The sequence below is a fragment of the Nitrospinaceae bacterium genome (genome assembly GCA_018669005.1).
GTDB lineage: Bacteria > UBA8248 > UBA8248 > UBA8248 > UBA8248 > UBA8248.
Genome location: JABJAL010000072.1, coordinates 213447 through 233493, shown reverse-complemented (window position 1 = coordinate 233493; position 20047 = coordinate 213447). Strand labels below are relative to the sequence as shown.

22 protein-coding genes are annotated in these 20047 nt (G+C 54.0%); 5 read left to right on the top strand and 17 right to left on the bottom strand.

What is annotated here, in order from left to right; all coding sequences use genetic code 11:
• Window positions 1-137 precede the first annotated feature (137 nt).
• Entirely contained in the window at window positions 138-2549 is a 2412-nt protein-coding gene (locus tag HOJ95_10735) for a molybdopterin-dependent oxidoreductase (protein ID MBT6395173.1), read from the top strand.
• Window positions 2550-2623: 74 nt separating this feature from the next.
• Here HOJ95_10735 and HOJ95_10730 read toward each other — a convergent pair whose 3' ends face one another.
• The 7 genes from HOJ95_10730 to mqnE all read right to left on the bottom strand — a co-directional run bounded on the left by HOJ95_10730 (window position 2624) and on the right by mqnE (window position 8908).
• On the bottom strand, window positions 2624-4006 hold the full coding sequence (locus HOJ95_10730; GenBank protein MBT6395172.1) for a pentapeptide repeat-containing protein: 1383 nt from the start codon (window positions 4004-4006) through the stop codon (window positions 2624-2626).
• Window positions 4007-4160: 154 nt separating this feature from the next.
• Entirely contained in the window at window positions 4161-4421 is a 261-nt protein-coding gene (locus HOJ95_10725) for a hypothetical protein (GenBank protein MBT6395171.1), read from the bottom strand.
• A 30-nt stretch (window positions 4422-4451) separates the two neighbouring features.
• Window positions 4452-4706 (bottom strand): hypothetical protein, encoded by a 255-nt coding sequence (locus tag HOJ95_10720; protein ID MBT6395170.1) that lies wholly within the window; start codon window positions 4704-4706, stop codon window positions 4452-4454.
• 30 nt (window positions 4707-4736) lie between these two features.
• Window positions 4737-6155: an amidase gene (locus HOJ95_10715; GenBank protein ID MBT6395169.1), complete on the bottom strand. Its 1419-nt coding sequence runs from the start codon at window positions 6153-6155 to the stop codon at window positions 4737-4739.
• A 64-nt stretch (window positions 6156-6219) separates the two neighbouring features.
• Window positions 6220-6960: a hypothetical protein gene (locus HOJ95_10710; GenBank protein MBT6395168.1), complete on the bottom strand. Its 741-nt coding sequence runs from the start codon at window positions 6958-6960 to the stop codon at window positions 6220-6222.
• An 8-nt stretch (window positions 6961-6968) separates the two neighbouring features.
• Window positions 6969-7775, bottom strand: a complete 807-nt coding sequence (locus HOJ95_10705; protein MBT6395167.1) for a menaquinone biosynthesis protein — start codon at window positions 7773-7775, stop codon at window positions 6969-6971.
• Window positions 7757-8908: an aminofutalosine synthase MqnE gene (mqnE, locus tag HOJ95_10700; protein ID MBT6395166.1), complete on the bottom strand. Its 1152-nt coding sequence runs from the start codon at window positions 8906-8908 to the stop codon at window positions 7757-7759. Before mqnE ends, HOJ95_10705 begins: the two co-directional genes overlap by 19 nt.
• A 193-nt stretch (window positions 8909-9101) precedes the next feature.
• Here mqnE and tcmP point away from each other — a divergent pair, with 193 nt between their 5' ends.
• A complete protein-coding gene (gene tcmP / locus HOJ95_10695) occupies window positions 9102-10247 on the top strand; it encodes a three-Cys-motif partner protein TcmP (GenBank protein ID MBT6395165.1) in 1146 nt (381 codons plus the stop codon).
• Between the two features lies 1 nt (window position 10248).
• Complete coding sequence (locus HOJ95_10690; GenBank protein ID MBT6395164.1) at window positions 10249-10989, top strand: phage Gp37/Gp68 family protein; 741 nt, start codon at window positions 10249-10251, stop codon at window positions 10987-10989.
• 5 nt (window positions 10990-10994) lie between these two features.
• Here HOJ95_10690 and HOJ95_10685 read toward each other — a convergent pair whose 3' ends face one another.
• The 8 genes from HOJ95_10685 to HOJ95_10650 all read right to left on the bottom strand — a co-directional run bounded on the left by HOJ95_10685 (window position 10995) and on the right by HOJ95_10650 (window position 17323).
• A complete protein-coding gene (locus HOJ95_10685; protein MBT6395163.1) occupies window positions 10995-11300 on the bottom strand; it encodes a hypothetical protein in 306 nt (101 codons plus the stop codon).
• A 3-nt stretch (window positions 11301-11303) separates the two neighbouring features.
• Window positions 11304-12113 (bottom strand): alpha/beta fold hydrolase, encoded by an 810-nt coding sequence (locus HOJ95_10680; GenBank protein ID MBT6395162.1) that lies wholly within the window; start codon window positions 12111-12113, stop codon window positions 11304-11306.
• An 89-nt stretch (window positions 12114-12202) separates the two neighbouring features.
• The gene (locus HOJ95_10675; GenBank protein MBT6395161.1) at window positions 12203-13621 is read right to left on the bottom strand and encodes a response regulator; all 1419 of its coding nucleotides are present in this window, start codon (window positions 13619-13621) and stop codon (window positions 12203-12205) included.
• 194 nt (window positions 13622-13815) lie between these two features.
• Window positions 13816-14922, bottom strand: coding sequence for a hypothetical protein (locus HOJ95_10670; GenBank protein ID MBT6395160.1), 1107 nt, complete (start codon window positions 14920-14922; stop codon window positions 13816-13818).
• A gap of 32 nt (window positions 14923-14954) precedes the next feature.
• Entirely contained in the window at window positions 14955-15233 is a 279-nt protein-coding gene (locus HOJ95_10665; GenBank protein ID MBT6395159.1) for a hypothetical protein, read from the bottom strand.
• Window positions 15234-15320: 87 nt separating this feature from the next.
• Entirely contained in the window at window positions 15321-15821 is a 501-nt protein-coding gene (locus HOJ95_10660) for a hypothetical protein (protein MBT6395158.1), read from the bottom strand.
• Window positions 15822-15977: 156 nt separating this feature from the next.
• Window positions 15978-17024, bottom strand: a complete 1047-nt coding sequence (locus HOJ95_10655; protein ID MBT6395157.1) for a zinc-binding dehydrogenase — start codon at window positions 17022-17024, stop codon at window positions 15978-15980.
• A complete protein-coding gene (locus tag HOJ95_10650; protein ID MBT6395156.1) occupies window positions 17021-17323 on the bottom strand; it encodes a hypothetical protein in 303 nt (100 codons plus the stop codon). The genes HOJ95_10655 and HOJ95_10650 overlap by 4 nt, the downstream gene beginning before the upstream one ends.
• Before the next feature lie 19 nt (window positions 17324-17342).
• On the opposite strand from HOJ95_10650, the gene HOJ95_10645 reads away from it, so the two are divergent.
• Window positions 17343-17777, top strand: coding sequence for a VOC family protein (locus HOJ95_10645; protein ID MBT6395155.1), 435 nt, complete (start codon window positions 17343-17345; stop codon window positions 17775-17777).
• 63 nt (window positions 17778-17840) lie between these two features.
• Window positions 17841-18458: a DedA family protein gene (locus HOJ95_10640; protein ID MBT6395154.1), complete on the top strand. Its 618-nt coding sequence runs from the start codon at window positions 17841-17843 to the stop codon at window positions 18456-18458.
• 60 nt (window positions 18459-18518) lie between these two features.
• On the opposite strand, the gene HOJ95_10635 is transcribed toward HOJ95_10640, so the two are convergent.
• Together HOJ95_10635 and HOJ95_10630 are read right to left on the bottom strand one after the other, a co-directional pair.
• Complete coding sequence (locus HOJ95_10635) at window positions 18519-19454, bottom strand: homoserine kinase (protein MBT6395153.1); 936 nt, start codon at window positions 19452-19454, stop codon at window positions 18519-18521.
• Window positions 19455-19466: 12 nt separating this feature from the next.
• Window positions 19467-20045 (bottom strand): nicotinamidase, encoded by a 579-nt coding sequence (locus HOJ95_10630; GenBank protein ID MBT6395152.1) that lies wholly within the window; start codon window positions 20043-20045, stop codon window positions 19467-19469.
• Between the last annotated feature and the right edge of the window lie 2 nt (window positions 20046-20047).

The following is a 20047-nucleotide window of genomic DNA, read 5'->3' as shown; positions in this document are numbered from 1 at the left end:
ATTTCATCGCCCCGGCGACTGGAGCTATTCAACCACAAATGTCCTGTAGATGTTGACAGAATCCACATTAAAGACTATTTTATCTTAATTGATAAGGAAACGTTGACCCTCTTTCCTTCTCCTTCTGGGGACAATCGATGAGCCAGGACAATTTCACTGGTGTTGTGCGGTCAGGCTGTTTTTTCTGCCAAGGGGGCTGCGGCATCGAGGTCCATGTCGAGGACGGTCGCGCCGTGCGTGTCGAGGGCGACTCGGATCATCCTAACAACAAGGGAAACCTCTGCGTAAAAGGCCGGGCCGGGATCGAGGTCCTCTACCATCCAGACCGCCTGCTCCATCCGATGAAGCGCGCTGGCGCCCGGGGAGAGAACAAATGGGAGCGCATCGGCTGGGACGAGGCCATTGAAACCTGCGCGACAAAGCTGGGCAATATCATTGACCGCCACGGCCCCCTCGCCATCACCGGCGGCGACGGCACCAAGGCCGACGAGGTCGCCTGGATAGTCGATCTTTTCCTGCTCAACCTGGGCACAACCAACCGAACAGGGCCCGGACGCGCCCAGTGCATGATGCCCCGCCGCTCGGCCTCAAACGCCACCCTTGGCAACTACTACTCGCCAGACTACGAGGGCAGCCCCGACTGCCTCCTTCTCTGGGGCGATCAACCCGAGATCACCCACCACAACTCCATCCTCGGCTGGAAGGCCCTCGCCCACTCCCAAAAGGGCGGCAAGACTATCGTCATCGACCCCCGGCGAACCGCGCTGGCTCGAAAGGCAAATGTCTGGCTCCCCGTCAGGCCGGGCACAGACGCCGCCCTCGCCATGAGCATGATCCACGTCATCATCGAGGAGGAGCTCTATGACCGTAATTTCGTCGAGCGCTGGTCAAACGCCTCCTACCTCATTGACACCCAAACGAGTAAACCGCTCAAAAACGCATCGGGCGATTATCTCATCTGGGATCTGCACGCCAATGCCGAGGCCCCGGCGGGCACACCGGGCGCCAGCGTAGCCATTTCGGGCGAATACATCGCTGGCGATGTACATTGCAAACCGGTCTGGCAGCTTTTAAAAGAGCGATGCGCGAAATACGAACCCAGACTGGCCGAGGCAATCACCTGGGTCCCCGCGGCAGACATCGCCCGCGCGGCCCGCCTTTACTCCACCTCTAATCCCGCCGCCCTCGCCTGGGGCGTGGGTATCGACATGTGCGTCTCGGCCCACCAGACGGCCCGCGCCTGCATGATCCTCGAAGTCATCACCGGCAACATCGACATTCCCGGCGGAAACATGCACCCCGCGCCCTCCTATGAGGGTTGCCGAACCTTCACCGACAAATTTGGGGAAACGCTGCCCGATGAGGCCTACGAAAAACAACTCGGTGCCGATCGCTTCCGTCTCTGCGCAGGCCTCCTAACCAAGCGCTACGCCAACAACCCGGCTGTCCTCAAGGCCATCCTCACCGGCAAACCCTACCCCGTCCGGGCCTGGGTGAGCATCGGCGGCAACCCGATTATGACCTGGAGCAATTCAAGAGAAGTCTTCGACGCCCTCATGGCGCTTGATTTCCACATGGCCGTCGATCTGTTCATGACCCCCTCGGCCCAGATCGCCGACATCGTCCTCCCCGCGCCAACACACTTTGAAAAAGAGCGCCTCATGGAAACCCATGGCTATGGCCCCTACGGCAACGTGCGCTGCGTGCGCGCGGTCGAGCCCTTGGGCGAGGTGCGCGATGAATTTGAAGTATGCGGCGACATCTTGAGAAAGATGGGAAAAGATCAGAACTGGCCCTGGCACAATATCGTCGAGTTCTTCGAGGAGCGCCTGCAGGAAAGCGACATGACCTGGGAGCAGACCGTCGAGGCGGGCGGCGCGTTCGACGGCATCGTCTACCGCAAGCACGAGAGCGAATTTTACCGCGAAAAGGGCGGCTTCCCAACGAATACCGGCAAGGCCGAAATATTCTCAACCGTCTGGCAGGACAAAGGCTACGATCCGCTGCCCACCTATATCGCCCCGCCCGAGGAGAAAATAACCGTCTCGGCCCAAGGCAACGGCACCCGGCCTCACGCAGAAGAAGAATTTCCCTTCACCATCATCACCGGCGGGCGGCTCCCTAACTTTTTTCACTCCCAACACCGCCAGGTCAAAACCCTGCGCAAGATTCACCCCGAGCCCCGCTGCCAGATACACCCCAAGGCCGCAGAAAAGCTCGGCGTCAAAACCGGCGATTGGATTTGCATCGAAACACCGCGCGGCCGCTGCGCCCAGCGGGCCAAGCTTTTTGACGGCATGGACCCGCGCATCCTCCACGTCGAGCATGGCTGGTGGTTCCCCGAAGAGGAGCCCACCCTGCCCCATCTCTACGGCGCCTTTCGCTCGAACGCCAACACCCTCACACCGAACGCCGACCCCTATCTCGATGAGGGCTTCGGGGGCTACATGCTCCGGGGTTTTCAGGGAAAGGCTTGCAAAATCACCGAAGAAGAGGCCATGGCCATCGGCCTTGAGACACAGACCCCTCTCAAATCGCCGGTCGCCTAGAACCGGCTCCGCCCCGGTGGGGATAATCATATTTTATCCCATTCATTCCACCCTACCGGGACGTTGAGAGGGGTTTAGTCCATCTTGAAGCGGCGACGCAACGCGAGAAGGAACAGGGCGAATAAAGAGAGCGTCGCGAGAGATTGCACCGTACCGATCAATTTAATCCCTAACCCACAAGAAACGCCATTAGTTGCCAACTTCCATATTTCAAATGGTCTAAAAATTTGCTGGACAGCGAAGCCCACGTTACCCATCTTTTGCAAACATTCCGTACCCACCGCTCCCGCCAAGTCTCCATAGAATTGCGAAAACACAAAACTCACGAACAGCAACCAGAATATTGGTAATATAAAATCTCGCCCATAATCAGACATAATTTCGTATAGATACGAAACTATTTTAGCCGATTGTCTTGTATCGCTTCGATGACGGAGGCTTTTCTGTTCTAGCGCATAAAACATCGCCTCTTCGTTTCGGGAGCGAACACTTTCCATCGCGAGTTTGAGAGTGCGGTAGGCCCGATCAGATCCGTCGGATTTAGTGTCAGGGAATTCTGCACCGGAAAATTCGGTGTCCGGGTGAAGCTCACAGCCGTGAAACCGGGGAGCCGAGGCAAAAAAACAATCCTCAAAACTGGCTTGTTGTAAAAATCGCCGATTTTCAAAAGTGACACCATAATTGTTATTTCCCTTGGATTTCCCCTCGAACCGTGCCCCCCCAAAATGCACTTCTCGGAAAATTCTTTTATCTGAATCTTCCTTATTTTCTCCTCCCGGCGCGGAAAAATCAGCAAAGCCACTGAATTTTGCTTTCTCAAATCCTGAATACCCGCAGCTGAATTGCGCTCCATGGAAATAGGCATCTCCGCCGGTGAACTGCGTTTCACTGAAAATTACAGACCCCCCAATGAACTCCGCCCGAATGAACCGCGCAGGCCCGCCACTGAATCCCGCTTCAAGAAAAGTTGTAACATTGCCGCCAAACCTCGCTTCAACGAAGCTCGCACCCCCTCCGCTGAATTTTGCTTTATAAAAATTCGTAGTCCCGCCGCTGAACCTCGCCCCATCGAAGTTTACATCTCCACCGCTGAATCGCGCCCCAAAGAAATTTGCAATCCCATCGAACTTCGCCACGAAAAAACAGACCGTCGGAAATTCTTTTTCTGAAAAATCGGCAACGCCTGGAAACACGACTCCGGTCAGGTCGCAGGTGTCATCATTATCTTTTGCGGTATCGATCCTGACATGAACCCGTTCATAAAATTCCCGAAGTTGCCTGGCATCCCAAAACCCTTTTTTAGTTTTATTCCCATCACTATTTTCAATAGGCGCATGAAAGGGGCACAATTTCACACCATCGACATTAATGAGATCATGCTCATGACCACCGAACTGACAGCCGGGTCCAAGCTCTTGAAACGGAGACGGCCGTTCGGCATAAAACGCGCAGGGCATAACATTCCCCCGAAAAGAAAAATTCTGAATGGTTACGGGAACAGTTAAACAGATTTCGGGGATTTGATCACGCGGGGGAAATTCCGCCCCCGGCCCGCCACCAGAGCCGGGGGATTCTCGGAAGATGTGAACCGTGTGCGGGAAACCTTACGGCCTAGAGGCTAATCTCCTTGCCGTTGAGCTTGATTTCGCTCTTGAGCGGCACGGCGGCGGTGATCATGGACTCGGCAAAACAGCCCTGCTTGGCGTTTTTAATGAGCGCGAGAACGCGATCCTCGGGCGCATCGGATTCCACTTCAAAAAATGTGCGGGTTTCGGTGCACTCTGATTTCACGGTGCCCCGGAGGACGGAGCCGGACAATAGGTAGTCCATCTCGACCCGGACTTTTGAGCTGGTGTATTCGATTTTCATCATGCTCGCGTACCGCGAGAGTTGGGTAAGCAGTCAGAAGCCAACCCCCATGCAGATGTAGGTCAGCGGCTGGGGGTGCTCATCGTGGCCGCCGAGGCCGGCGGGCTCATCGCACATGACCTCGAAATGGCGGTGGCGGCCGATCTTAAGCTGCTCGCCCGGGGGCGCCTCGGTGTCGGCAAATTGCTTGACGATAAAACCCTGTTTGGGAAGCTCGGGCTGGTCGATGGGGCGCTCGCCGGGCTTGGTCGAAACATCCCGGCTAAGCAGCGGCTTGTCATCACTCATGGGGCTTTGTCTCCTGATATGCGCTAGGGGCTAGTTTACAGGCGGGCGTTTGGCCCGTATCTCCGGGGTGGCTGTCTCGTAGGCGTGGGCGGCTCTTAACACATTGGCCTCCCGCCATGGGGCGGCGGCAATGTTCAGCGACAGGGGAAGGCCGAGTTTATTCAACCCCATCGGAACAACCAGCGAGGGGTTGCCCGTCATGTTGTGGCTCGACAAAAACGGGCGGTGAAGATTTTTAAAGGGTACATCGCGCCCGTTGATCTCGGCCATCAAAGTTTCTATCGGCGGGGCGGCGCAGGGCACGGCAGGGGTTATCAGCACATCGGCCGCGCGCAGGAATTTTGTGGCCTCGCGGCGGAGCAGAACGCGCTCTCTTAGCGCACGAACATAATCATCGAGCGAAATCGCTAGCGACCACTCGACCCGCTCGCGCACATCCTGGCCATAGCCATCCGGATTTTTTTCATAAAACGGGCGGTGGAATTCTGCGAACTCAGGGCCCGCGACACTCGGGAACAAATCCGTGAAGCGGTGCGCACCCGGGAAAGACACCTCCTCGACATTCGCACCCAGATCGCGAAAAACCTGGGCAGCGTTATCAAAAGCGGCCTGAACTTCCGAGTCCACCTCGGTATTTGAATAATAATCAGGGCAAAGAATTATACGGCTTCCCTTCACGCCCTTGTCCAGCCCTGCCGTGTAGTCGGGGACGGGAACGTTTCGCGTTTTTGAATCCAGCGGATCATGGCCCGCCATCACGTTCAGGAACATCGCGGCATCGCGCGCACATCGGGTCATCGGCCCGGCATGGTCGAGGCTCAGAACATTCGGGCAGATACCCCGGATGCTTACCCGCCCGTGGGTGGGTTTAAAGCCCACGTCACCACAAAAAGCCGAGGGCGTTCGAATCGAGCCGCCCGTGTCGGTGCCAATCGCCATCGGGACCATCCCCGCCGCAACAGCCGCCGCCGAGCCCCCGCTTGAGCCGCCAACGATTCGCTCTGGGTTCCATGGGTTCCGGCAGGTCCCCCAGTGGGGATTGATGGTGGTCGATGCGGCGGCAAACTCGTGGGTGTGTGTCTTGCCGAGCATAATCGCGCCAGCCTCTTTCAGGCGGCAGATACATTCGGCGTCCTCGTTGGGCACGTTTTCGCGGTGAAAACTTGAGCCCATTGTGGTGCGCACGCCTGCGGTGTCGATAATGTCTTTCGCGCCGTAGGGCACGCCATGGAGGGGCCCGAGGCTGCGGCCCTGGGCAATTTCGGCCTCGGCTTTTTTCGCGGCCTCGATTGCCTGATCGCCAGCGACGGTCAAAAAGGCAAGATATTTTTCGTTCAAGGACTCGATGCGGCGCAAAAGCGCCTCGGTTATTTCCACCGGAGAGAGTTGTTTTGCGTGGATTTTCTCTGAGAGCTCATATGCGCTCAGATAACAAATATCGCCTGACACAGCGGCTCCTTTTTCGAATCAAAGAGAAACAATTTAGTGCAGAGAGATTTCTTTATGCCAGCAGCTACCTTCCCGCCTCGTGCAGCAGGCGCGTTTTCTTTTTCAATTGCCTGAGCCCCAGATAAATTATCAGCCCGGCAAGGAAGAGCGCCCGCCAGGCCGGGCTCAAACTGGCCCCACCTTCGGTGACATAGACGCCGATAAGCTTGAAGGAAGTCATCACGGCGATGACGGCGAAAAACCCTGAATACTCCCGCCGGAGAACCGCTCGCCATGAAAAAGAAATCGCGGGGGGCACCCAGTGTGATAAGCGCGGGATGACCGCCGGGGTTCGAGCCGCCCAGCTAACGTAGTCTTCGCCAAACTCACCGTGCAGGAAATCCTCCTCGCGCAGGATGATGCGCTCATAATAAAGCCAGAAGAACATGGTGAATATCACGAGCGTAACGATCGAGTGCAGGAAACCAAGCACCCCTGCCATCATAAAATAATTGCCGAGATAAAGCGGATTACGGCAGAACGAGTAAATACCGGTCGTATTGAGCTCGCTGGCTTTTTGGCTCTTGGTAATTCGTCCCGAGGTGCCGGCCGGAGCATGGCCAACGACGTGGGCCCGGATGCCAAGCCCGAAATAAGCCACCACAAAGCAGACGATTTCAAGAACAGCGCTCCACCACGCCGAATTTAGAAAAGGGGTGTAGCGAATGAACTCATAAATAACGAGCGGGGCCATTAACAGCGGCACATAGCTCCGCCAGCGGAACAGCCAGTCACCCTGTTTGACCAGATCATCTTTGAGCATCATGGCTCTACTTAGGCTCCAATCCTGGCCTGCTCCGCCACCCAACCGGGGGGCGCGAGGCCATCCTCGGCGAGGTATTCATAATAGCGGCTAAGACCCGCTTCCTCGTTTGTACCTACATCATAGCGGATACAGTTCGTGAGGTAATCCCGCGCTGCGGCCTCGTCCATATAGGAAAGCTCGCGAGCGGCGCAGGCGACGATCTCCTCGCGCCGGGCAAGGCCCTCTCTCAGCGCCTTTTGAAGCAGTCGAGCGGCCTCCGGGCCTCCCGCACCCGCGCGGAAAACCCAGAGCGCATACACAAAGGGGAGCCCCGTGAATGAATCCCACGCCTCGCCAAGATCAATGACATTAAAATCACCAGGCGCCTCGCGAAGCGCATTATCACCAATAAGCAAAAACGCATCGAGGGATTCGTCATCACGCGGCGGGTGCTCCGGGTCAACCGGCAAAAACTCGGGCGCAGCATTCCATTTTCTCTTAAGAATAACGCGGGTCATGTTTGCCGCCGAAAGCGACCAGTTGTCGAGGCCAACACGTTTCAAATCCTCTGGCGGCTTTCGGCAGAATAGGCGAATGCTTCGAACCCGGCCCCGACTGACGATTCCTGCGCCGGGCACAAAACGTGCGCCAGGCAGATGGAACATCGCGAATGTCGAAATCAGCGCACCGTCGATCTCCCCGCTCTCAAGCAGGGGCAAAAGCTGCGCCGGGGGCTCGGCGCGCAAATCAACTTTCTCGTGGCCCTCAAGCGCCAGGGTGAGAGGTCTTGCATTTAAGTAGGGAACTGTTCCGAGTTTCAGGCCTTGACCGCCCATGTATCTCCCAGGCGCTCCACCTCACGGTAGAGGGTGTCGCGCTCTACGGGCCGGCGGCCCATCTCTTCGATGATGCGGCGGATGTCGGCGACGCCAAGCTCCTGCGGCGTTTGTGCGCCAGCCATATGGTAGATCTTCTCCTGCACCACGGTGCCGTCGAGATCGGCCACGCCAAAACGCTGGCTTATCTGTGCGACCGCCACCCCGACCATGATCCAGTAAGCCTTGATATGATCGATGTTGTCGAGCATCAGCCGCGCTACCGCATAGTTTTTAATGTCGAGAGTTCCGCCCGGCCCGGGGATATGGGCCATCTGCGAATTGTCCGGGTGAAAGGCCAGCGGAATAAACGCAGTGAACCCGCCCGTTTCGTCCTGAAGATCGCGAAGCCGGAGCATGTGGTCTACCCGATCGGCATCGGTCTCAACATGGCCGTAGAGCATGGTGCAGGTGCTCCGCAGTCCCATCCCGTGAGCGACGCGGTGCACCTCAAGCCAATCATCGGCAGATTGCTTACCCTTGCAAATCTCAGATCGCGTCGGCTCGGCAAAAATCTCCGCGCCGCCACCGGTGAGCGAGCCTAAGCCCGCGCGAACCAGCGCATCCAGCGTTTCCGGGATGCTCATCTTTGCCACATGATCTGCCAGCCACCGGATCTCGGTTGAGGTGAAACATTTTAGATGTAGATGCGGGTGAATTTCCTTGATGCCGTGGATCATTTCCAGGTAATAGTCGAAGGGAAGGTCCGGGTGCAGCCCGCCCACCATGTGGAACTCGGTGCGCCCTTGGCCAAGGCCTTCGGCCATCTTGAAAATTTCTTCAAGCGAGTAGGCGTAGGCATCTTTGTCGCCCTCTTTTTTGCCGAACGCGCAGAACTTGCACGCCTTCCAGAGAACGCAAACGTTCGAGTAATTGATGTGACTGTTGACGTTGTAGTAGGTGACGTCCCCGTGCAATCGTTCGCGGGTCAGATTTGCCATGTAGCCTACGCCATTAATGTCGGGAGTCTCATAAAGGCGAACGCCTTCCTCAAACGAGAGCCGCTCGCCCGCCTCGACCTTTTCAAATATATCCACCAGCGGCCCGCGCCTAAGCCGCCGGGCCATATAGCTATCGCTCATTGTCAGACTCATCAAAAGCCCCCGTCCACAAGGCCCGGAAGCGGGTTTTCACCGAAATTCCACACCAGCCCGGCAAGTGTCGGATGAGGGGGTGTGGGGTGTCAATGGGAGGGGGGTGACGAAAATAAAACAAAAGTGATATGATGAAAACAAATACGCCTTTGTATTTTCTATTTTTCGCTTATTATTGAGTGGGAGTTATCTCTTGGCACTCGATCCTTTTTTTGACCAACCAACTGAGCATTCAAAAGTTAAAACCAGGATTGTGTCAAAATATTTTTCTGCTTGGTCTAACGTAATGCTGACGGCAACAAACAACAGAGAAAATATCGCATATATCGACCTTTTTTCTGGCCCTGGAGAATACGAAGATGGAACACCATCAACTCCACTTCAAATTTTAGGACAAGCTATCAAAAAAAATGCCTTACAAAATTTATTGATCACATATTTCAATGACGCAAACCCTGAAAACACTAATGTTCTCCAGCATAAAATAAAAAGCCTTCCGGGTATCGGATCATTAAAAAACGCTCCAATAATAGACACCATGGAAGTAGATCAATCAACAGTCCAATATTTTGAAAAAATTCATGTAATTCCAGCTCTTATTTTTCTTGACCCATTTGGCTACAAAAGTTTATCGCTTAGATTAGTGGCTTCATTCCTTAAGGATTGGGGTTGCGATTGTATTTTTTTCTTCAACTACAACCGAATAAGGCCTGCTCTCAGCAATCCCCTCGTCACCCCACACATGGATTCAATATTTGGATCACAAAGATCTCTTAAACTCCAAAATATCTTAAAAGAGCTCTCCCCTGACGAGGCAAACGATTTAATAGTCCAAGAGCTTTACGCGGCTCTAACAGAAGACACAAATGCAAATTATGCTTTGCGCTATTCCTTCAAAAATGAAAGCGGCGCCAGAAACACACACGACATTATTTTTGCGACAAAAAGCATAAAAGGCTACGACATTATGAAAAGTATAATGGCGACCGAAAGCACAAGCAGACCTCAAGGAGTACCATCATTCGAGTACAACCCATCTCTACTTCCTCGAAATATTCATCAACTCGATCTTATTCCTTATTTTCGCCCCTTAGATGAACTTGAGATTAAGCTTCCAATATTTTTCGCAGGCCAAACTATTTCCATGATAGAAATTTTCAAGCAACATAATATCGGAACAAAATACATGTCCGCCAACTATAAAGACGCTTTAAATTTACTCGAACAAAAGGGTAAGATAATTGCGAAGCCTTCTGCTGACAAAAGGCGCAAGGTGCTAGGAAAAGTAACTTTCGCCGATAGAACAATGGTCAACTTTCCTCCTTTTGAAGGAGAATAAAATGGGTGGCAAATCAAGTATTGAATGGACGGAGTCCACATGGAATCCGGTAACCGGGTGCACAAAAATAAGTCCGGGGTGTAAAAATTGCTACGCAGAAAGAATGTCCATTCGCCTCAAAGCGATGGGCCAACGGAATTATGCCAACGGATTCGAACTGACCCCCCACGAATCAGCGCTAGAACTGCCCCTGAAATGGAAGAAACCACAGATCATTTTCGTGAATTCGATGAGTGATCTCTTTCAGGAGGGTATTTCTGTTGAATTTATCCAACGCGCGTTTAAGGTAATGCGCGAGGCGAATTGGCATCAATATCAAATTTTGACTAAAAGATCTGAAAGGCTTTTGGAATTAGACCCTGAAATAGAATGGGCACCACATATCTGGATGGGAGTTAGTGTAGAAAGCAAGGATTATAAATATCGCATTGATCACCTAAGAAAAACCAAAGCAAAAATAAAATTTTTGTCTATAGAACCACTACTGGGGCCTCTCGGGAAATTAAATTTAAGGAAAATCAATTGGGCCATTGTAGGTGGAGAATCAGGACCGTACGCAAGGCCGATGGACCCTAAGTGGGTTTTAAATATTCGCGACCAATGCAGAAAAACCAAAGTCCCATTTTTCTTTAAACAATGGGGCGGAAAAAACAGGAAGAAAACTGGCCGTGTTCTTGAAGGGCGCACTTGGGATCAAATGCCCTTAAAATCCACTCAACTAAATAAATACGCTGTCGGATAACTACCTCACGGCGAAAAATAAAAATCCTCAGGGGGTCTTTCCTTGGGTTTTTTCTCGTTTTTCTCTTTGCGCAGGCGATCGCGCTCGGCGGCGCGCTTCATGGCCGAGATGCGGATTTCCTCACGCTCTTTTTCCTCTAAGGGGTCGAGGGGCTCTTTGGTGAGATTCTGATCTTTTTTATCACCCGGGTAGGCAGGGGCTCTCTCATGGCCCAGCTTGGCGAAAGCGCGACCGAGGAGGCGATGGGCACCAGTTTCCTCGCTGTGGCCCGGCATGGGCGGGGTGGGTCGTTTGCGAATGCGTCTGGCCATGGCTCAAGATCCTTTTTCGTTCTCAGTGAGAAAAGAATCGACGGCAGCGTTCCAGCCCTCTCGGTTGCGGCGATAGGAATTATGGCCGCCAAACTCAAGAAGATGAAGCGCCGAGCCCTTGATCATCGTGTTGAGGTCCTCGGCGTAATAGGGCGGCGTGAGCGGGTCATCCTTGGCGGCGATGATCAGCGCTTTTTTATCGATGTTAGGAATTTCGGCGAGGCGATCATGCTCTAAGGTCATGTCGATTCGCGCGGTTAAAATATCGCTGTCGGCGATGGTGGCTTTTTGTTTTTTCTCAAGCTCCAGCATGATTTCGAGATCGTTGCGGAACATGGTGGGCCCGCCGGTCCAGATGGAGCTAACCTCGATGTAGGCCTCCTGACCGTAGGATTCGAGGATGCGCCGCCGCGCCATTTGAAGGCGGGTCATGTATTCGTCCGCCGCCGTCCAGGTATTGGTGAAAATAGCGAGGCGCACGCGCTCTTTGTGGTCGAGCGATAGGTTTTGGAGGATGCAGCCCCCGGTCGAGGCACCCACGACATGCGCCCGCTCTATGCCCAGATGGTCGAGCACACCCAGAGCCTCGGCGGCGATCTGGGCAGTCGTGTAGCCCTCTTTGGGCTTGTCGCTCTCGCCCGAGCCACGATGGTCGAAGCTGATGCAGCGATAGCGGGGCGAGAAATGGGGAAACTGGAATTCCCACATTTTTGAGAGCCCGATGAGGCCGGGAATAAAAAGTATGGCATCAGCAGCAGGATCGCCCGCCTCGATGTAGTTAATTTGGATGTCACCAATTTCGATGCGCGGCATAGAGGCCTCCTCGCGGATAAATATGAATCAATTATGAAAGCGTTTGATAAAAAGATCACCAAAGAGACAGGCCGCCCGATGCGGGAGCTTTAATTCGTGTCTGAGGACCTCCGTCCACGGTCGTCTACCCTTCTTCCCCGGGCCAACCGACGACTTTCCCGGCGACGGTCAACGGGGTAGGCAGTCCGCATCAACCAGCCGCGCACCCGAGAGCGCAATCCGGTCGTGGCAAATTCCTTGGTCATATAGTCTGTTGCGCCCGCCCCGAAGCATTCGAGTACATCCTCTTCCTCAAAACGCTTTCCTGTGACAACGATGATGGCCACATCGTTGATGCGGGGGTTCTTGTGAGTGCGAAGCGTGCGGCAGACATCAAGGCCATGAAGCCCTGGCAGCTCGAGATCGAGCAATATGAGATCAGGATGCTCCTTGCGGGCCACCTTCACCGCTTCATTGCCGTCATACGCATGCAGAAAAGTGATGCCCTCCTCGGCCTCAAGGGTCGTTTCAAGTAAACGAACCATTTGGCGATCATCGTCCACAATAAGAACCTTCTTTTTCTGGTACTTGTCATTGGATGTAATTTCAGCCGGGTGGTTATTGACCGAAGAGCGCTTCCGAACTTTGGCTTTTTCGGGAAGATCGATAGTCATGTCATCACTGGCGGCGAAAATCTCCGGAACATGCTCTGCGCCCTTGGCATACTTGATGGCTTTTTTCACCAGCCTATCCATCGCACGGTCATCGCGCATGGGGTCATGGTGGAAAAACGCAAGACGCTTGACCCGGCCGGCTATGGCGTAGTCCACCACTTTCTCGAACGGGCTATGGCCCCACCCTATTTTTGAGGGGTATTCATCCATCGTATACATCGCGTCATGAATGAGCAGATCGGCCCCTTCGAGAAATTTCAAGTGGCTACGATCCTCATGGTGTATTGGCTTGGCACCTGGCGGCGCGTTCATGGGGTGCAACGAATGTGGCTCGTGATCGGGTATGTAGACGAATGTCTGTCCACCAGACTCCAGGCGATAGGCAAGCGTCAGGGAAGGATGATTTGTGTAGCGAACAAACATTCTGGCGCGGCCAAGATCGAAAAAGCCCTCACCCAAATTAGAAAATCGTACCGTCGCTCCAAGCGCCTCTAAATGAATCGGAAAATAGCTGTATGACATCTGACCCGAAAGAGTCGTGTTCAACTGATTGCCCATCCCGCCTGGGCCGTAGATATTCCACTCGTTTCCAGGAACAAAAAGCGGGACAAAGAACGGGAAACCTTGAATATGGTCCCAGTGGGTGTGAGTTATGATGAGGTTGCCCTTGTGGGAAGAGACACCCGAGGCCATCATTTGTTGACCGAGGCCGTGAATCCCGGTGCCGCAATCGAAAACATTCTCGGTTCCATCGTCCATCGTAACCTGGACACAGGGAGTATTGCCGCCGTAGCGAACCGTGGTCGGACCTGGCTTGGCCAGCGACCCGCGAACTCCCCAAAATCGAACTTTCATTACTCACTTGCTCCTTTCCTCCGGCATCGAAGAGGAGAGGAGGATGACCACGCGAATGAGACAATAAAGAGACTAATTGTACCCCAGCGCGGCACCCCTCGTATGTAGATTCAGCGAAACCCCAAGTAAGTCAAACACTACCGGGTAATTGAAAACTGTGCAATCAATAAATTTATTTAGGCCGATAGTACATTTTAACCCAAATGCCACCTCTCACCCACCGCCATAAGTCGGATTTGGTCCATGTTTCCACCCAATTTGGCCACCTCCCGCCTAAGATCGTCGGGAGGCCGGTCCACGGGCTCATCCGTCAAATCAAACGTTCCCCAGTGCATCGGGAGCATCCACTTCGCGCCAAGCTCACGAAATGCGCGGTAGGACTCCTCCGGGTTCATGTGCGCATAGCGCATGAACCAGCGAGGCTCATAGGCTCCAATAGGGAGCATGGCCACGTCTATGGGTCCAAATTTTTTCCCAAACTCTTTAAACCCATGAAAATATCCCGAATCGCCACCGAAAAAATACTTGCGCTCATCAGACTCGACCAGCCATCCGCACCACAATGATCCGTTGCGCGCCATCCAAATTCGATTCGACCAGTGTTGCATTGGAAGGCATGTAATCTTCCAGCGTCCTCTTTTGGTGCTCTGCCACCAGTCCATCTCCTCAACTTGGCGCCCCCGCTCGCGAAACCATCCGCCGAGCCCCTTTGGAACAAACCATTGGACGCTTTTAGGCAGGGCTTTTACCGTCCACTCGTTCATGTGGTCGTAGTGATTATGCGAAAGAACGCAAAAAGCGTCTTCGGGTATTTTTTCCACCGGAAGGCCGGGAGGCTGCATCCGATTATAAATCAGCGCACGCTGGCCAAAATGTGGGTCCGTCACAAATGTATCAGCACCGTCTTTCACGACAAACGTGCAGTGTCCAGCCCAGGTAATCGAGGCCGTGCGTTCAGGTCGCGATAGATATGCACCGTCATTAGCGACACGGGCCACTTTTGGTGCACTGGATTTTTTCGGGAGATAAGGATTTCGGTAGTAAAACTTCCAGCGGAGAAAGGCGCCAAATCGATTAGGACTCGGCCACCAGGGATTAAACCACAATCCCTCTTTACGATGAGGCAGGTATAACGATTCGGATACGCGGGAAATAAGCCCCTGTGCCTCGGGCAACGGAATTTCAGCACTCCCAGGGGGTTCAAAACCAACACGTCCGCAACCCGCGAGCGAGCCCGCCGCCCCAATGCCCCAGGCGGCGGCCTTTTTGATGAAACCCCGTCGTCCGATCTCTTTTTCCATTTTTAGAAGACAACCCTTGCGCCAAGCTGGCTCTACTTGGAGGCGGTCTTTTTTTTCTCTTCCGCCTCCTCCTGCATGCGCCTAATTCCACCGGGCGCAGGAATGTCCGGGCGCCACTTGGTCTTCTCGGGCGGCTCGGGCCACTCGAAGGGAAGATGCACAAAGGAATTCGGGCCTGTCGCCGTCTCCAATAAACCCGCCATGGCATCGCAAATCTTCTTTTGCCCCTCGCGATCGCCCACATCCCCTAGCTGGCGCCCGAAGGGATACTGGATAAATGCGGCCCGCGACACAGCAACCTTCTCTGTCATTTCAGGCACATTGCTAAGAGACACCGTGGCGATACCCGCCCGTTCGATTTCACGCTGAAGCAGTCCACCGGACCGGATGCAAAGCGGTCAGACGGGGACGATAAAGGCCACATCCACACCCTGAGCCTTCATACTCTCAATCATCAGCGGGGCGGTACGTTTGATAAGCGGGTTGAAATTCGGGATGTAGCCCATGATGGAATACAACGTATCGGCGAGGGCACCGATTTTCTCTTCCTTTTCATAATCGTTAAAAATATCCACCGGCCAGGCCACGTTGCGGTCCTTCGTTAAAAAACTCGTATCAATGTGAAGATGACTGTAAATCACGTCATCCTGCCCCGCCGTGCGGGGAATCTCTCGGTGAGAGGGATCGCCCCAGGAGGGCTCGTTCCACTCGCGCCCGTAGTCGAAGGGTTGATCGCCCTTGGCGAAGATTCCGGCGGTCGATACCAGCGTCACCTTGCACTCGGAAAGCGGCTTGGGCATCGGCGTCCAGGGCGTTTCCGCCGGATCGTTGGGCCGCTGCTGGGCCAGACGCTCACTTTGGTCGTGATAGTAATTGCTGTCTACTTTTGTGACAGGCATGGGGCTCTCCTTTAAATATGAAAATTCGGCAAAGCCAAACTAAATAAAACACCGGATTGAAACCCAGTCTATCTCCGACAACCCCTCTTTGATGATTTTATTCTAGCACCGAATTGCTTTGTCGACCTCTCCACACACGCCCACGAAGCACGCCGCCTAGCCGCTGGCGGTGAGAACGAGTTTGCCCCGGGTGTGACCCGCCTCAAGGCGGCGGTGGGCCTCAGCGATATTTTCAGCGCTCAGGGGGCCGATGTCTTCTATCATGGGCGGTTTGATGACGCCGGTTTCGAGCCAGCCTTGGATAACTTCGATCGACTCCTGGAAGGTGCCCCAGTAGGGCTTGCCGCCGCCCCGGACCGGCGAGCGCAAGAACACGCTGTGAAACGAGGCGGATTTTGTGAACATGGGCCCGTTTTGGGAATGGAAGAATTCATCGATGGGCGCGCCGGGCTCGGGGGCACAGGAAACAAAATGCCCCCAGTAGTCAACAACACGCACGCAGAGTTTTTTCATCTCCTTGCCAACAAGATCAAACGTCGCGCGGGGAAACCGCCCGCCGTTTAGCGCGACAATGCGCTCTTCAAGCTCATCAAGCGAGAGGCCTGAATAGCGGACAATATTTTTCTCGGGCACCCCCAACTGCTCGTGGATATAGGCGGCGCTTTCATCGCTTCCCGCTGTGGTGATGATGGGGTCGGCCCCGAGGTGGCGGAGAAACTGAATCGCCATTGTCCCAACCCCGCCAGAGCCACCCGCGACAAAAGCGCACTCGCCCGGCTGGATGCGTGACTTCATAACCACACATTCATAGGCCGTTAGCGAAACGAGGGGCACCGCCGCCGCCTGGGCGAACGAAAGACTGACTGGTTTTTTCGCGACAAATTCTCTGGGCACTTTCACGAATTCGGCATAACCCTCGCCCCCGCTTTCCCCGAAACGGGGAAGATAGGCCATCACCTCATCACCCGGCGAAAAATCATCAACACCCTCGCCCACCGAATCGACAACGCCTGCGGCATCTCGCCCAAGAAGCATCGGCAATGCCCCGCCGCTTCCCCCCTGCCGCGCTTTGTAATCGGTCGGGTTCACCGAGACCGTTCGGCACTTTATCTTGACCTCGCCAGCCCCGACCTCGGGCTCTGGCCATTCTCTGTCTTCAAGGTTTTCAACGCCACCGAACGATTTGAGCAATACTGCTTTCATTTCACAACCACCCTTTCATTCAAAAAATTCAGTTTTCCCTTAGTCCATCCAAGCCCGCCGCCTCCCGTCACGATGGCAGCCTTCCCTTCCAGACGCATAGTCTTCTCCTTTTCAAGACATATTATTAAAAATGCCTGAAATGAAATTATTTTTGGTTCCCCAAATGTACATAATTTCACTTCGGGGAACCAGAGGGGCCCCATGGGGAGATGTTTCCTCTTGGCCGGGTGCGCAAGGAGATGATATCCTCTTGTTATTGGACAAATGATGGACGAGTAAATTCGTTCAGAAATCATCATGCTCTCAGGAGAGAATTTCATGGCTTTGATAAAAATGACCAAAGATTCCATCGACCTCGGAATCGTCGTGAAGGATTTGGACGTGGCGGCGAAATTTTACGGTGAAACACTCGGCCTGCCCGAGGTTCGCGACGTTAAAATTACAGCCGAGGTGGCCAAGCAGTCGGGTTGCGCCTCGGGGGCCTTTCGCTTTAAGGCGTTCCAGGCCGGTGAAGTTCAACTTAAAATTGCCCAAGCCGAGGCCGGCCCGCCCAGCGGCACCGGTAAGGTTGACGCTTGCACAGGGGTCCGCTACTTCACTTTCTCAGTGGAGAGCGTCGAGGAGGCCTACAAGTCGCTCAAAGCCGCTGGCGCTCCCATGCAGGGCGAGGTGACAGAAGTTGTACCCGGTCGATTCATCTGTTTTTTCTCTGACCCGGACGGAAACATGCTGGAATGCGTCGGACCTAAATAATTCGATGAAATGCCGATCTGATCAGCATTTTACAAATTCCCGCGCCCTGGATAACAAGGTTTGATGTTCGAGATCATCCAAGCATACCTAGCAGAATTCACCTACGGTGGGATTTTTCTCGTTCTTTTGCTCTGCGGATTAGGGTTGCCTTTGCCGGAAGATGTTCCGATCATCGTCTCGGGGTATCTCACTCACCTTGGAACAATCAAGGCCGAGTACGCCCTGGCCGTTAATTTCGCCGGGGTGCTGTCTGGCGACATGATTATATATTCCCTCGGATACTGGTGGGGGCCGCGCGCCACGCAACATCGCACGGTAAGGGCAATACTTAACCCGAGGCGTTTAAAAAAAGTAGAGCGTTTTTTTGGCAAGCATGGTCGAAAGGCGGTATTTTTCGGTCGTTTTTTAGCCGGGCTCAGGGCCCCATTGTTTCTCGCAGCGGGGATGATGCGTGTGCCGGTCTGGCGGTTTTTCGGGATGGACTTTCTTGCTGCCGCGCTGAGTATCCCGGTTTTGTTTTTCGCCGCTTTTTATTTCGGCGACGAGTTGGACACTCTGCGGAAAATGCTGGGAACCACTAAAAATATTGTTGCGTTTATTGTGGCCGCAGGCGCTATCTGGTTCGCGGTACACTATTACATTCGGCGACGAGGAAACAACACCGAAGAGAGCGCCACATAATCCCCACAGACAGAGCACCTGCGGTAGTCCTATTCAAAGAAGATCAACCTGGACGAAAAATCAGACTGCAGTTGCAAGGTCATCTCCTAACTCATCAACTGCGTGGGCACCCAGCGAGGCAATTCTAAGTACGTGCATTTTCGTGCCGATTCCGTGATTGCGGTAAACTTCACGCATGGCGAGTCCAACCTTTCCCGCATTTTCATCGCATATGGCCAAAACGCAGGGCCCGGCCCCGCTGATGCAGGCCCCCATCGCGCCCACCTCGTAGGCCGCGGCAAACACCTCGTCGAGAGGCCCCATTAGCTCTTTCCGATAAGGCTGATGAAATTTATCCTGCATGGATTCTCGAAACTTTTCATTTTGCCCATATGCAAACGCCGCCATCAGCATACCTACGCGTTGAACATTATAGATGCCGTCGGCAAGGGAAATCTGCTCGGGAAGTTTCTTGCGAGCTTCTTTGGTGCTGACCTCAAAATCTGGAACCACAATCACCCACCGGTATCGGTCAACAACCGGCGCACGCGTGTAGAGCGTATTGCCGTCTTCGTTGATTGCTGAAATGCAGAATCCGCCAACGAGCGCTGGCACCACATTATCCGGATGCCCTTCCATCTCCACACCCAACTGCACCAGCTCATCCATCGAAAGTGGATTGCCCAACAACAAATTCGCCCCGACAAGCCCACCGACCAGAGCAGCCGAACTGCTGCCCAACCCTCTCGCCAATGGAATATGGTTGCGCTGCTTCATCCATAAGCCCGGCAAGGTGCGACCCGCTTTTTTATAGACCCGCTTCACAGCTTCGACGGATATATTTGTTTCATCGAGAGGGATGACATCCGCACCCTCTCCTTCAACATGAATCGAAAGCCCCCAGGGAAGCTCGTCTAATTCAACACGGTTGTAAAGGTTGAGCGCAACTCCGAGCGCATCAAAACCCGGGCCAAGATTGGTCGTACTTGAGGGAACCTGAACGCGCACAAAAGGCACAGCAATGCTCCTTTAACCGGAGATTTCCAATGAGTTTATAAATTCACAGCCTGCGCCGCGCATTTCATCAATCGCCCGCTCGCCGTCACCAGGCTTAACATCCACCGCCCGGATTGTATCCTGAAGAACCACAACTTCAAGACCTTGCGCCCGGCCATCGAGCGCCGTGGCTTTGACACAATAATCAGTTGCCAGGCCGCATACGAATATCCGTCGGACATCTTTCGTTTTCAAGTCGGCAGCAAGCAATGTACCGTCAAATCCCGAATAGGCATCAACTTCCCTTCGATTACCTTTCGACACCACAAAATCGACAAGCGCTTCATCCATCTGGGGTTGAAACTGTGCCCCTTGAGTATCCACCACACAATGCGGCGGCCAGATTCCGCCCTGCTCTTTAAAAGAAACATGATCCGCAGGATGCCAGTCGCGCGTAGCCACCTTAACGAGCCCCGGCAAAGCAAGTATTCGATTCACCAGCGGCACAATGAGATCGCCTTCGGGCACGGCGAGAGAGCCACCGGGGCAAAAGTCATTTTGAAGATCGACCACCACCAGCGCATCATTCGGCCCCACCTGGGTTCCGCTCATGA

What these genes read in the sequence shown, in the direction of transcription:
- HOJ95_10655 (MBT6395157.1), bottom strand. Translation starts at nt 17,024, where the DNA reads ATGAAAGCAGTATTGCTCAAATCGTTCGGTGGCGTTGAAAACCTTGAA.
- HOJ95_10650 (MBT6395156.1), bottom strand. Translation starts at nt 17,323, where the DNA reads ATGATGATTTCTGAACGAATTTACTCGTCCATCATTTGTCCAATAACA.
- HOJ95_10675 (MBT6395161.1), bottom strand. Translation starts at nt 13,621, where the DNA reads ATGAAAGTTCGATTTTGGGGAGTTCGCGGGTCGCTGGCCAAGCCAGGT.
- HOJ95_10670 (MBT6395160.1), bottom strand. Translation starts at nt 14,922, where the DNA reads ATGGAAAAAGAGATCGGACGACGGGGTTTCATCAAAAAGGCCGCCGCC.
- HOJ95_10690 (MBT6395164.1), top strand. Translation starts at nt 10,249, where the DNA reads ATGGGTGGCAAATCAAGTATTGAATGGACGGAGTCCACATGGAATCCG.
- HOJ95_10680 (MBT6395162.1), bottom strand. Translation starts at nt 12,113, where the DNA reads ATGCCGCGCATCGAAATTGGTGACATCCAAATTAACTACATCGAGGCG.
- HOJ95_10645 (MBT6395155.1), top strand. Translation starts at nt 17,343, where the DNA reads ATGGCTTTGATAAAAATGACCAAAGATTCCATCGACCTCGGAATCGTC.
- HOJ95_10705 (MBT6395167.1), bottom strand. Translation starts at nt 7,775, where the DNA reads ATGGGCGGTCAAGGCCTGAAACTCGGAACAGTTCCCTACTTAAATGCA.
- mqnE (MBT6395166.1), bottom strand. Translation starts at nt 8,908, where the DNA reads ATGAGTCTGACAATGAGCGATAGCTATATGGCCCGGCGGCTTAGGCGC.
- HOJ95_10640 (MBT6395154.1), top strand. Translation starts at nt 17,841, where the DNA reads ATGTTCGAGATCATCCAAGCATACCTAGCAGAATTCACCTACGGTGGG.
- HOJ95_10735 (MBT6395173.1), top strand. Translation starts at nt 138, where the DNA reads ATGAGCCAGGACAATTTCACTGGTGTTGTGCGGTCAGGCTGTTTTTTC.
- HOJ95_10630 (MBT6395152.1), bottom strand. Translation starts at nt 20,045, where the DNA reads ATGAGCGGAACCCAGGTGGGGCCGAATGATGCGCTGGTGGTGGTCGAT.
- HOJ95_10730 (MBT6395172.1), bottom strand. Translation starts at nt 4,006, where the DNA reads ATGCCCTGCGCGTTTTATGCCGAACGGCCGTCTCCGTTTCAAGAGCTT.
- HOJ95_10685 (MBT6395163.1), bottom strand. Translation starts at nt 11,300, where the DNA reads ATGGCCAGACGCATTCGCAAACGACCCACCCCGCCCATGCCGGGCCAC.
- HOJ95_10725 (MBT6395171.1), bottom strand. Translation starts at nt 4,421, where the DNA reads ATGATGAAAATCGAATACACCAGCTCAAAAGTCCGGGTCGAGATGGAC.
- HOJ95_10660 (MBT6395158.1), bottom strand. Translation starts at nt 15,821, where the DNA reads ATGCCTGTCACAAAAGTAGACAGCAATTACTATCACGACCAAAGTGAG.
- HOJ95_10665 (MBT6395159.1), bottom strand. Translation starts at nt 15,233, where the DNA reads ATGACAGAGAAGGTTGCTGTGTCGCGGGCCGCATTTATCCAGTATCCC.
- HOJ95_10710 (MBT6395168.1), bottom strand. Translation starts at nt 6,960, where the DNA reads ATGATGCTCAAAGATGATCTGGTCAAACAGGGTGACTGGCTGTTCCGC.
- HOJ95_10720 (MBT6395170.1), bottom strand. Translation starts at nt 4,706, where the DNA reads ATGAGTGATGACAAGCCGCTGCTTAGCCGGGATGTTTCGACCAAGCCC.